Below are 12,368 nucleotides of genomic sequence, written 5' to 3' on the forward strand. Positions count from 1 at the left end.
TGTCAAAGATATGAGCAACGAAATTACAAGATTGAAACGTGAATTGATTGGGCAAGAGCGGGAAACTGAACGAGCTAAAGCCATTGGAAAACGAATTGACGAGTCATCGGACAAGCTCACAGTAACTTTAAATACCAAGCACATCAAAAGCGATCTAGATAATCTGCATCAAGAATTCAAAGAGCTTGAAGAAGAAAACAAGCTCTTGAAAATAGAAATCAACAGCCGTAAATCCGAAAGACGGGGATTGATTGACAGAATCAAAACATTCGAAGCCAAGAAAGAAGATGCGGAGAAGGAATTTCAAGACCTTAAACAGTCATATGACCAAAGAGTAAAAGAGCTGGCTGAAATCAGTGGGTACATTGAAGGCCTTGCGGAATACGGTTACACAGACGAGGAAGGTCATCCATTACACAATTGCATGTCGTTTGTAAGAATCGCAGACATTGTAGGCGCTGAAATTCCTAAAGCAGATGTGATCCATGCGAAGGTGAAAAGATCCATAGTGGATGACAAACCTACAATTATGGATAGCGACCTGAAAGAAAAAATGGTATGGGTTAAAGAATTAGGCGTTTATATCCTGCCGAAATTCGTATAACAATAACATTACTGATTTCATCCCGTGCGAAGGCCAGGGAAGCTGATGTATACGGGATTCCTCCGATGGTGTAATTCGGGAAAAGTCTGATTTAGAGTAGGAGCGCCAAGGTGTGGGAGTCTTGGGGCGTTCGTGGTGGCGGCATATTCTGCGGATGTCGTGAGCGGCTAAGGGTGGTCAAGGGTCGCCGTCCGATATGCCATGTGTATGATTGGACCTCCGGTATTCGTATAACGATAACCGGCTTTATTGTGGTGGTGTCGCGTTCGTATGGGTGACACAAGCGGCTAAGTGAGTGGGTCAAGGGTCGCAATTCGCTATTTTTAGGGTTCGGGGATAGCCTGGACGACATTGCCGGTAAGACTGCTACTTAATAACATGTAGGGTGATCCCATCACAGTCTTATCATGGGAGGCAATAAATATTTAAGGCGGCACTGCTAATAAGCGGGGTCGCTTTTTTGTGTTGTTTGTGACCTGTGTCCGGTGATTCTCAGGGAAACGATTGAAAGCCTAAACAGCGCTTGAGTGCGGGCGCAGATCAGAGACAACAAAAGGAGATATGAAAATGAGCCTATACGATTATTTGCAAAGGAAGAAGGAAGAGGAAAGGGAAGCAGCACTGAAAGCGGAGAAAGAGGCGCACAAATGTAATGGCTGCGTGTGGGGTTCCTGGGCAGGCAATAAATACGTTTGCATGTTCAGGAGCTGCATCAAAAAAGAATAGGAGGCGGTGAGGTTTGTAAATGGCAAAGGCTAAATATGCAGAGTGGATCACGGAAGATGGCCTGAAGAAGATAGAGCATTGGGCGCGTGATGGTCTGACAGAGGAAGATATCGCTCATAACATGGGAATTAAGCGGCAGACGCTTTATGAGTGGAAGAAAAAGCATCCTGACATAGATGACGCCTTAAAAAGAGGGAAAGCCGTTATTGATCTGAAAGTCGAGAATGCCTTATTAAAGCGGGCGCTGGGCTATCAGTACAATGAGGACACATACGAATGGGTTCAAAACATGAACGGTGAAAGTGAACTGAAAATCACTAAGCGTATCGTCAAAGAGGTTCAGCCCGACACAGGCGCAGCTATATTCTGGCTTAAAAATCGTCAGCCTGACGTATGGCGCAAAGAGTCTGAGATCAAAGACAATCAGACGAAGGCGCAGACAAACAAGATCAAGGCAGATACCGAGCTTGCGAAAGAGCGGACAAAGCTGCTTAAAGGCGATAAAGGCGTTTGTGGGCTTTTTGGTGTGGTTGGTGTGTTGTATAAAGCCGTGAATAAAGGTGGAGACGATGGAAATTAAGTTTTCACCGAAGCAGCAGGACATCATAACAAGACCTTTTGATCGTACATTAGAAGCAAACGAAGGCACGCCACGGTCAGGAAAGACGACAGCGGGCCATTTTCGCTATGCTCTTTATTTGTCGCTAACGCCGGATCAAAACCATTTGGTCGTTGCCTATAACCAGGAGCAAGCATACAGGCTCTTTATTGACGGTGACGGGACGGGCCTTAAACATCAGTTCGGCAACCTTGCCAAAGTGAAGCATGATGATTTAGGTGATCATTTAGAGGTACAGACGCCGACAGGGACAAAGAAAGTCTATTACAAGGGCGGCGGTAAAGCGGACAGCGTTAAAGCTATTACAGGTATGTCGCTTGGCTCAGTCGTGTTCTGTGAGATCAATCTGCTACACATGGATATGATTCAGGAATGCTTCCGGCGGACGTTCGCGGCAAAGATGCGCTATCACCTGGCAGACTTGAACCCACCGGCCCCGAATCATCCGGTCATTAAAGATGTGTTTGAGGTGCAAGACACACGCTGGCAACATTGGACGATCCACGACAACCCTATTTTGACTGACGACAGGAAACAAGAGATTTACGACACGCTGAAGAAGAACCCGTACCTATTAAAGCGAGATTGGGAAGGGAAGCGGGTTAACCCACAAGGCGTAATATACGGAATGCTTGACCTTGAGGCGCACACAGAAAGGACATTGATCGGTAAGCCGATACAAATGTACTTTGCAGCTGACGGCGGGCAGTCTGACGCGACAAGTGTCTCATGTAATATCGTAACGTCATTCCGGAACACAGAAGGGAAACTGATACGCCGTTTAAATCGCGTGGCTCATTACTACCATTCAGGCGCTGAAACCGGACAAGTGAAGGCAATGAGTATTTACGCAAGAGAGATAAAAGAGTTCATAAAATACTGCACTGACAAATATCAGATGCGGTATACGAGGTTCTTTGTCGATCCAGCCTGTAAGTCATTGCGTGAAGAGCTGCACCTCATAGGCGTTGATACGTCCAAGGCGGACAATAACGCTAAAGACATTAGGGGCACTTCACAAGGTATTGAGGTTGGTATCGAGCGGGCGCAGAACACCATAACAAAAGACATGTTCCGGTTGGTGGATGATGAAAAGTACGATCATTACCACTTCATCAAGGAAAGCGGGCTATATTGTCGAGACGACAACGGCAAGCCGATTGACGAGAACAACCACAGCATGGACGAGTTCAGATACAGCGTGAACTATTTTTATAAAGAGTATGTGAAATAGGGCGGTGACACAATGTTCAAAAGCCTAATTGCAAAAGTAAAGGCGGTGATGCAGAAAATGGGGCTGATCAAGAATATCAAGTCAGTTTCAAACATTCAGGCCCTTCCGGTGGATGATGATTTTTATCAGATGATAGAAAACGTGTGGTTGCCATTGTACAAAGGGGAACTTGATCAATACAACGGCGAACCATTCCACAAGGTAGAATTTACAACCATTGAGGGCGGCAAACGCACACGGCGCATGTTTACGTTGGGAATGGCGAAAGTAGCCAGTAAAGAAATGGCGAGCCTTATCTTTAACGAAAAATGCGCGATTAATATTTCAAATGAAAAGCTTTCTAAAGAGATAGAAGGCGTTTTTAAATACAACAAATTCTATAAGCTGTTTCAAGATCGCCTGGAAAACATGTTTGCCCTTGGTGGCCTGGTTCTCAAAGCATACGTTGATACGGATAGGGCGGGGCAAAAGAGAATAAAGATCAGTTATGTTACTGCCGATTGCTTTATCCCATTGGCATATTCAAACGGCGATATAACGGAAGGTGTGTTCCTAACTGTGTCGAAGAGGGGCAATAAGTGGTACACGCTACTCGAATGGCATCAATGGGATGGCGAAATATATGTCATTAAAAATCAGCTGTTCCAATCGGATAATAACAGTGAATTGGGAATAGAGGTAGCGCTTGACACACTTTATCCCGATTTAGCCAAGGAAGCGACTATCGAAGGACTTTCACGCCCTTTGTTTGTTTATTTCAAGCCAAACATAGCAAATAACATTGATTTGCAAAGCCCTTTAGGTGTTTCGCTATATGCGAATGCTATCGACACAATAAAAGCCCTGGATACAGCCTTTGACAGCTATCACCGTGAATTCAGGTTGGGTAAAAAGCGTATCATTGTTCCACACTCAGCTATCAGGACAGTTGTTAACGCAGAAACCGAGGAATTTCACCGTTATTTTGACGCTAGTGACGAAGTATACGAGGCTTTCAACTTTGAAGATGTAGACAGGCAACAGATTGTTGACAACTCTATTGAGCTGAGAGTAGAAGAACACGTTAAGGCTATTCAATCCCTATTGGATCTTTTCGCAATGCAAATAGGGTTTAGTCCTGGCGTGTTCTCTTTTGATGGTCAGGGCGTAAAAACGGCTACTGAGGTAGTCAGTGAGAACAGCAAGACATTCCAAACGAAGAACAGCCATGAGACTGTGATCGAAGAGGGAATTATAAATCTGATTACCACTATTTGCGAGATCGCAAAGCTTTACAAGGTGTTTACTGTCCCTCCTGACTATGATGTGACCGTTGACTTTGACGACTCTATTGCAGAGGATCGGGATGCCAACGCCAACTTCTATCTGAAGTTAGTTAACAGCGGGCTGATGCCTCGTTATATGGGCCTTATGCACATTCTCAAAGTGCCTGAAGAGAAAGCGCGGGAGCTTATCAAAGAAGCGAAGGAAGAAGCGGCAACCGAGCTGCCAGATGTTAGTGAAATTGGCGGCGGCGGTGTCTGATGGCACGCGTAACACCTGAGAAAGCGGAACAATTGTCCTGGCCTATCGTTCAGATATATTCGTCCATTCAGACGGAGATATTAGAGAACATTGGCGCGCTGCTGGCGAAGGATACAAAAGCCTTGGAAGCGGACGTTAATCAATGGTATGCGCTGAAGCTAGAACAGATCGGCGGACTCACACGGGAGAATATACGGGCCATATCAAAGAAAAGTAAGCTTACACAAAAGAAGATCCGTGAAATCCTTCAGAACAGTGGCATGGAAGGCATAGAAGCGAATGAGGCGGTACTTCAAAAGGCGATAGCTCAAGGTATTCCCCTTATGGCAGCACTGCCAGTCAAACAAGATCCGGCCATATGGCAGATACTAGACGCATTCGCAAGGCAGGCAACCGATATTTATAACCTTGTCAATTCGACAATGCTGACTCAAAGCCAGGTAGTGTATCGTGACATACTGACTCAGACAGTCGCAGGGGTTATCAGTGGACTAAAAACGCCACAACAAGCCCTGAGAAGCACCGTGCAAGATTGGGCGCAAAAGGGAATACCGGCATTAATAACAGCAGACGGCAAACGAAGGTATGCGGAAGGTTACGCTTATACGGTCATTCGAACAATGGGTAACAACGTTGCTAACGAAATGCAGGACTCAAGGTTTGATAGTTACGGCGTGGACTTGGTAGAAATCAGCTCACACGTAGGGGCACGGCCCAAATGCGCCCCGTATCAAGGCAGGATATTCAGCAGGAGCGGCAATGATCCGAAATATCCGGCGCTATCCAGCACAAGTAAGGGCGAACCGGACGGATTGTTTGGTATTAACTGCGGCCATGTTCAGTATCCCTACATTCCAGGCATTTCAGAACAACGTTATCATCCTGTTAATGCAGAGCGGAACGAAAAAGCATACAAAGAAAGCCAAAAACAGAGGGCGTTAGAACGCAATATAAGGAACAACAAAAGAGAGCTTGCCACATTCGAAAAAATGAATGATGAAATTGGCGCGAAACGGGCACACAGGAAGGTTTTAGACGGTCAGGCAAGGCTAAGGGCCTTCCTAGAGGAAACAGGGCGTACACGGCGACGAGAGCGCGAGCAAATATACAATTAAGGCGGTGCAGCATGTTTGTATTGAAAAAAGATCACGAAAAGCTAGAAAAGAAGGTTGAGGAATTGGAAGCCATTGTTTTTAACATGGGTTTAGCACTGCGGAAAATTGAAGAAGCAAACAAGAAAGAAGAGCCAACGGTTTATCTATCGTAAGGCTCTTTTTTCTTGCCCGTTTATCTGTAGTGGGCGTTAAAGAAAACAGAAGTATTTTACCCATTCGGGAGGTTTTAACATGAGAGATAGACTTTTAAGACTAAATCTGCAGTTCTTCGCTGAACAGAGCGATCCGAACGCAGGCGCAGCAAATAACCCCGATCCGGCGGCTAACCCGGAAGGAAATCAGCAACAGGAACCACAACAGCAAGAGCCAACACAACAGCAACAAGAAAAGCTTTTGCCGCAGAGTGATGTAAACAACCTGATTGCTAAAGAAACGAAGAGAGCACAAGAAAAGCTTTTGAAACAGCTTGGCGTTGAGGACTTTAAGTCTGCAAAAGAAGGTCTTGCAAAGTTTCAAGAGTGGCAGGAATCGCAGAAAACGGAAGCCGAGAAGATGGCCGACAGCTTGAAAGATTATGAAACCAAATACAATACCGTTTCAAGCGAAAATGAATCATTAAAGGCACAAATTTCAGCTATGAAATTGGGTGTAAACGCTGATTCAGTGCCGGATGTAGTCGCATTAGCCAAAAACTATGTTTCTGATGAAGTGGATATGAACGCAGCTATGCAAATGGTTGTAGAAAAATATCCGCACTTCAAAGAACAGCAGCAGGAAGAAACACCACAGCCAAAATTTACAAACGGCGAACATAAAAAACAACCGTCATCCGAGTTAGAAGCTTGGGCGGCAGCGTTCAAATAATAGGAGGTAACGACATATGCCAAACTTAAACTATGCAGAGCTTTATTCACAGGGTTTACAACAAAGATTTGCACAAGGTCTTTATTTCACGGAGCTTTACAACACACCGAACAATTCCCGCATTAAATGGGTGAATGCCAAAACGATTCAGATTCCACGCATTGATGTAACAGGAATGACCGACTATAACCGCGAGGATATTGGCACATTCTCACGCCAGGTTGATAACAGCTGGGAAACTAAAACACTAGGCCATGACCGTGAATTCCGTACTATGGTTGATCCGGTGGACGTTGACGAGACAAACATGGCTATTACTATTGCCAATATCACAAAGGTCTTTAATGACGAGCAGAAAATCCCTGAAATGGATAAGTACATGGCTTCAAAGCTTTATTCTGAATTCCAGCAATATGGCGGGAAAGCCGATACGACTAAAATTGACGAAACTAATGTTTTGGGCGTCTATGATGAACTAATGTTACAAATGGACGAAGCGGAAGTGCCACTGGAAGGACGGATTTTATATGTAGCTGCGCCAATCTATACAGTTCTTAAAAACGCGCAACAAATTTCACGTTCTTTGTCAGTGACAAACAATAACGGCAATATCAGCCGTGGTGTTCGTTCACTTGATGAAGTCACTGTTAAGCCTGTTCCGTCCGCAAGAATGAAAACAGTGTACGACTTCACACGGGGGGCGGTTGTAGATCCTTCAGCGGTTCAAATTAACATGATTCTGATTCACCCTGATTCTATGCTTGCACCACAGCGCTATGAATTTGTGTCACTTGATCAGCCAAGCGCGAAAACAGGCGGCAAATTCCTATACTTTGAGCGCAAATATTGGGACGTATTCGCTATTGAGCGTAAAGTACCTGGCATGGCGTTCAATATCACGCCTGCTACGCCCTAATGCGCCCCAAAATCTATCGTACACAGCTAACGGATTGAGCGCCGATACACAACTGACAATCAATGTTACAGCCGTTGGGCCTGGTGGCGAGTCTCCTATGTCGGAAATCGTAACCAAAACAAAAGCGGCGGCTCAGTAATAAATAAGGAGGTACTTCACACATGGCAAAAGTGAAAAAGCTTAATCGTGTTTTAACGGTCTCAGACGAGGCCGTTAATGGTTATTTAAGAGACGGATATGATCAGATTGACGAGAGCGGGAAGGTTCTGAAGCGTGCAACTGGCGGGCGTACTGTCCCTATCGGTGAACACAACGAAGCATTAGACAAAATCGAAGCGCTAGAAGCGGAAGTGAAAGAGCTTAAAGCAGAGCTGAAGAAGGCTAAAAAAGCCGAAAAAGACAGCAAAAAAGAATAGAAAAGAGGGGTGAACATGCCTTATATCACTCCTGAATACTATAACAATGTGTACAAAGGGGCTGCGGCCCCTGATTCTGCTGATCTTGAAAGGTATATTGAACGGGCGAGCGACATTATAGACCAGGTAACCAACTTTCAGATATACGGAAAAGACATTAGCGGCTTTCCCTCACTCTTCAGAGACTTGATTATGAAGGCGACAGCGGCACAGGTAGAGTTTTACGTCATGAAAGGCGGCGATGCGGCGGTTAACGCGGGAATGGATGACATGAACAGTGTCAGCGTTGGATCATTCAGCTATAGCACTGGCGGCGGCTCTAGTTCGAATGGCAGTTCCGGCACACAATCAGCGCGTGTCAGCCCGTCTGTACTCTCATTTTTAGCGCCTACGGGTCTGCTATATCGTGGGGTGTCCGTTCATGGCTAAACCAATCCCTATTGAGCTGCTTATACATTCAATCGAATATGAAGAGATTACGGACAATCCAAACGGATGGGGCGGCGGTTTTGCGGCCCCTATTCCCATTGAGAGGATCAGGGTTGAACCTGTCACGGCCATTATGCGGAACAACGTCCGTAATGACGTGGAAGGCCAGTCTATTATCTTTATTGATCGCTTAAACTCAAAGCCATTCAAGCGGCTGAAAGAGCAATCCAGGGTTACGTTTAACGGGAAAACATACGAGGTGCAGAAGGTCAAAGAATTGTACGATGAAAACCCAGGCGCACCCCATCATTATGAGGTGGAAATCAAATGAGAAGTCATGTTCGCGTGGATCTTGGGAACCTTTCGCGCAGGGTTGACAACTTTGATAAAGAAGGTCAATTCCTGTTATCGTCCGAAGTGCTTAAAGATTCGAATTACTACGCGCCCCACGATACTGGAAACTTGATTGCCAGTTCGCAGCGTGCATCTGATCTTGAAAACGGAAAGCTTATATGGGACACACCTTATGCGAAGAAGGTCTACTATAACCCACAGTATAACTTCTCGAAAGATAAAAACCCGAATGCGCGGGGGCTATGGTTTGAAGCGGCAAAGGCTTATTTTCTGCCCCGTTGGTTGAGAGTCATGGAAAACCTACGGAATCGTACTTTTTAGGGGGTGTGTTATGGACTTTTTAGACCGAATGAAGCAGTATATCGAAAGTAACATGCTCTTATTTAAAAAGACGCTGACCGTAGGCCCTTTGACAAGCGGGAACGACATTTCAATTTTGGCGATCCCAAGCGTTAAACCTACAAAAAACCTGGATATGTCCCGAAATTACATTTTTGCCTTTCAGATATTGGTCAGACATCTTGATCAATATAAATCATACACAACTTGTCAGCAAATATCAGACAAATTAGATACGTTAACTAACGGAGCGGTCACAAGTGGTGGCGGCTCTTTTACTTTTGTTAAATGCGAAGTTTACACAACGCCTAACTGGGTTGAACAAACACCAGAGGGCCACATATATACCGCAATGTTTCAAGCGGAACTATACCTATAAGGAGTGGGTTGAATGCCTCAAAAAGAAGGTCTCTTAATTAACTCATCACATAAATTCTTTATCGACATTACACCAGATGGAACGGAGCGCACATGGTCAAGACTTGCGAAAGGATTAAGCAGCTTTGATCCAAGTTTGAACGAAGAAAACGACCAAACGCAATACTTAAACACCGGAACCATGAAACAAACAACAGTAACAGGCGGCCAACAAACAATCGCATTCGAAGGTCATAGATATTATGGTGATGAAGCGCAAGAGTATGTTTTCAGCAAAAAATATAAAGTTGGCCCTGATCGAGAAACTAATTTCAAATGGGAAGAGCCGAACGGAAATATTATTGAATGCCCTTGTACCATTGCGACTATTGAAGGACCTGGCGGGGATGCAGGAGCTAAAGGTGAAATCAGTATTGAAATTCACCTCAATGGCGAGCCGACAGAAACAACAGCCACGCCCTAATGCGCCCCAAAATCTACGGTACACAGCTACTTCAGATAGTGTAACAGTGGAATGGGATGCCGTATAAGGGGCGGACTCATACAACGTTTATAGAGGCGCAGAGAAGAAGTTAGACGCAAATGTCACGACTACATCACACACACTGACGGGAATTGCGGCAGATACGCAGTTAACTGTAAATGTAACCGCAGTGAACGAGGGCGGCGAGTCTCCAATGTCTCAGATCGTCACGAAAACACAGCCAACACCAGCTTAATAAGTCAACATACAAGACATAGAGCGTTAGCGATTGCTAATGCTCTTTTTAATACTTAAAAAGGGGATGTAATGACATGACAGTTTTTAAAATTGATTTAGAAGTACCAAAACAGGAATTTGAGATTGGCGGCAAAGTTTTTGACGTTTATTACGATGATGAAAGCTTAAAAAAGCGGGAACAACTCTATCCTAAGATGAAGAAAAACTATGAGAAATTTAAAGGCATGGATTTCACAAAGCTTACTGAAGCAGAAATTTCTCAAGCTGAAGAAGCTGCAAATGAGGCTATGAAAGAACTAATTGAATCTTATTTTGGTGCAGAGAATTTTGATTTTATCTATCAAGCTGGCGGTAAGTCTGTTTACAACATGATTAAAGTTGTCGATATCGTTAACAGCAAACTAGAAGAGAAAATGGGAACGAGCAAAGCGGAGAAAGCAAAAAACTATATAAAGTAGTGATGGTCAGCGATGAAGCTTACTGATCGTTTTGAAGAAGATGTGATTATATTCAAGGGGAGGCGTATAAAGTTACGTCTCTTTTTTGATGTGGTGCTGCGTGCGTTTGAACTGCTGGAAGATGAAGAATTCACCGAAGCGCAAAAATGGTCGCTTTTGGCTTTTGTCTTTGCTGAAAACAAAGAGGACGTTGAAGAGCTTTCACTGGATGAAAAAGTGATATTGGTTAAAGCCATTTTTGACAACTTTATTCATGAACCAGGAGAAACAGCGCAAGACAGTATTCAGCAGCAACCACAAAGCACAAACGAAGATGAACAAAACACCTCAGAAGGCGAACAAAGCACAAGCAAAAAAGATGAGGTTTTTGACTTTGAACAAGACGCGGAGTATATATACGCGTCTTTTTTGTTTGATTACAACCTCGATCTATTCGAACAGCAAGGGAAATTACACTGGCGCAAATTCCAAGCCCTTCTAAAAGGTTTGAGCGAGGACGCTAAATTCTCAAAAGTCATTGAGATTAGAACAATGAAGCTGCCAAAAGAGGGAGAAGAACGCAAACGAATTCAGGAATTAAAGCGGATTTACGCCCTAAATAAAAAGCCAGTTGATGAAGAAGCAGCCATTAAAGAGTTGGACGCCAAGGCGTCAGCCTTCTTCCAAAACCTGCGCGGAAGGGGTGGTAAAAAATGAGTGATGGACGGGTTGTAATAGATGCCATTTTCGATACAGCACCAACCCAGCGCAGCGTACGAACCTTACAGCGGTCTTTAGATGGCTTGAATACTAACCGTTACAATGAACGATTGCGCTTAATGAGCGCCGAAATGAAGGCGGCATATAGAGCCTCAGCGCAGGCCCTTATACCATTCAAAAGGGAGCTTATTGAAACAGAATTCAAGTTTTTCAAACTAGCGCAAAGTATGAAGAACTACACCGGCACAAATGAACAATTTATTGGAGAAGTCCGGCGGCTTGGTCAAGAGCATAAAAAGGCCACAGAAAACATCATGAAAAACAACGAGATCATGAAAGCCGGCTTTATCCAGGGCGTAGGTCAAATGTTAGCCATGAGCGGCCAGAGTGAAAAAATCTCAGATAATTTCAAGAGAATGGGAAACCCACTTTACACCGTCAATAACGGGCTGTTACGGGTAACAGGCAGCCTTGAGAGGATGGCGCGTGAAGGTAACGCATCCGTTTTAGCGTTAAAAATGCTTGGCCCAACGGCGAACATGAAACAGTTAAACGACATGACAAGAATGATCACTCAAGGGCAAATGCGTTTTGCTTCCGTGGCTATTGCGAGCGCTGCGGCTTGCGTTATGCTATACGGCAAACTGCATGAAGCAGCAATGGAAAACGACACATACGCAAAATCGTTTAACACCATGATGGCTACGATTAAAGAGGCATTTAAGCCGTTAGTGGACGTTTTCGCGGCAGTCATGCCTTATGTTTACAATTTCATAACGATGATAGCCAAAATGATAGTCAATTTTAACAAAGCCCACCCTGTGTTATCCAAAGTAATAGCCGGATTTACGCTTTTACTACCAGCTTTAACCCTTTTGCTATCCCCGTTAGCAATCGGAATCGGACTAATAAACGGGATGGCAGCGGCTTTTTCTTCTGTGTGGATGCTGATCGGGCAGTTAGTTACAGGTC

General features: G+C 44.5%; 16 protein-coding genes and 1 pseudogene. All 17 read left to right on the forward strand.

The features are described from left to right. On the forward strand, nt 1-604 hold a 604-nt coding region (locus ACFRAC_RS36015; protein ID WP_382939349.1), incomplete at its 5' end, for a hypothetical protein. A 745-nt stretch (nt 605-1,349) separates the two neighbouring features. Beyond that, nucleotides 1,350-1,910, forward strand: coding sequence for a hypothetical protein (locus tag ACFRAC_RS36020; RefSeq protein WP_382939352.1), 561 nt, complete (start codon nt 1,350-1,352; stop codon nt 1,908-1,910). Then, entirely contained in the window at nt 1,900-3,183 is a 1,284-nt protein-coding gene (locus ACFRAC_RS36025; RefSeq protein WP_382522951.1) for a PBSX family phage terminase large subunit, read from the forward strand. Before ACFRAC_RS36020 ends, ACFRAC_RS36025 begins: the two co-directional genes overlap by 11 nt. A 12-nt stretch (nt 3,184-3,195) precedes the next feature. After that, nucleotides 3,196-4,707 carry a phage portal protein gene (locus tag ACFRAC_RS36030; protein ID WP_377455226.1) on the forward strand — a complete coding sequence of 504 codons (1,512 nt, stop codon included), beginning with the start codon at nt 3,196-3,198 and terminating at the stop codon, nt 4,705-4,707. Next, complete coding sequence (locus ACFRAC_RS36035) at nt 4,707-5,822, forward strand: phage minor capsid protein (protein ID WP_382939356.1); 1,116 nt, start codon at nt 4,707-4,709, stop codon at nt 5,820-5,822. Before ACFRAC_RS36030 ends, ACFRAC_RS36035 begins: the two co-directional genes overlap by 1 nt. 231 nt (nt 5,823-6,053) lie before the next feature. Beyond that, nucleotides 6,054-6,686 (forward strand): hypothetical protein, encoded by a 633-nt coding sequence (locus tag ACFRAC_RS36040; RefSeq protein ID WP_377984103.1) that lies wholly within the window; start codon nt 6,054-6,056, stop codon nt 6,684-6,686. 16 nt (nt 6,687-6,702) lie between these two features. Beyond that, on the forward strand, nt 6,703-7,602 hold the full coding sequence (locus ACFRAC_RS36045; RefSeq protein WP_377957793.1) for a capsid protein: 900 nt from the start codon (nt 6,703-6,705) through the stop codon (nt 7,600-7,602). Between the two features lie 161 nt (nt 7,603-7,763). Beyond that, on the forward strand, nt 7,764-8,018 hold the full coding sequence (locus ACFRAC_RS36050) for a hypothetical protein (RefSeq protein WP_376911013.1): 255 nt from the start codon (nt 7,764-7,766) through the stop codon (nt 8,016-8,018). Nucleotides 8,019-8,027: 9 nt separating this feature from the next. Then, nucleotides 8,028-8,447 carry a hypothetical protein gene (locus tag ACFRAC_RS36055; protein WP_381151612.1) on the forward strand — a complete coding sequence of 140 codons (420 nt, stop codon included), beginning with the start codon at nt 8,028-8,030 and terminating at the stop codon, nt 8,445-8,447. Then, nucleotides 8,440-8,778: a putative minor capsid protein gene (locus ACFRAC_RS36060; protein ID WP_376912395.1), complete on the forward strand. Its 339-nt coding sequence runs from the start codon at nt 8,440-8,442 to the stop codon at nt 8,776-8,778. The genes ACFRAC_RS36055 and ACFRAC_RS36060 overlap by 8 nt, the downstream gene beginning before the upstream one ends. A gap of 14 nt (nt 8,779-8,792) precedes the next feature. Further along, nucleotides 8,793-9,122, forward strand: coding sequence for a minor capsid protein (locus ACFRAC_RS36065; protein WP_377967974.1), 330 nt, complete (start codon nt 8,793-8,795; stop codon nt 9,120-9,122). 52 nt (nt 9,123-9,174) lie between these two features. Next, on the forward strand, nt 9,175-9,519 hold the full coding sequence (locus ACFRAC_RS36070; RefSeq protein WP_382357066.1) for a minor capsid protein: 345 nt from the start codon (nt 9,175-9,177) through the stop codon (nt 9,517-9,519). A gap of 12 nt (nt 9,520-9,531) precedes the next feature. Then, a complete protein-coding gene (locus tag ACFRAC_RS36075) occupies nt 9,532-9,981 on the forward strand; it encodes a phage tail tube protein (RefSeq protein WP_376912402.1) in 450 nt (149 codons plus the stop codon). An 85-nt stretch (nt 9,982-10,066) separates the two neighbouring features. Continuing rightward, nucleotides 10,067-10,237: pseudogene (locus tag ACFRAC_RS36080) on the forward strand (fibronectin type III domain-containing protein); the annotation flags it as partial. A gap of 76 nt (nt 10,238-10,313) precedes the next feature. After that, nucleotides 10,314-10,697, forward strand: coding sequence for a hypothetical protein (locus ACFRAC_RS36085; RefSeq protein WP_377554445.1), 384 nt, complete (start codon nt 10,314-10,316; stop codon nt 10,695-10,697). Between the two features lie 12 nt (nt 10,698-10,709). Beyond that, on the forward strand, nt 10,710-11,393 hold the full coding sequence (locus ACFRAC_RS36090) for a Gp15 family bacteriophage protein (RefSeq protein WP_377895713.1): 684 nt from the start codon (nt 10,710-10,712) through the stop codon (nt 11,391-11,393). Then, nucleotides 11,390-12,368, forward strand: a 979-nt coding sequence (locus tag ACFRAC_RS36095) for a hypothetical protein (protein ID WP_382939363.1), incomplete at its 3' end; no start/stop codon positions are given. The genes ACFRAC_RS36090 and ACFRAC_RS36095, both read left to right, overlap by 4 nt.

It is taken from the genome of Streptomyces sp. NPDC056628 (assembly GCF_042792555.1).
In the GTDB taxonomy this organism is placed as follows: Bacteria; Actinomycetota; Actinomycetes; order Streptomycetales; family Streptomycetaceae; genus Streptomyces.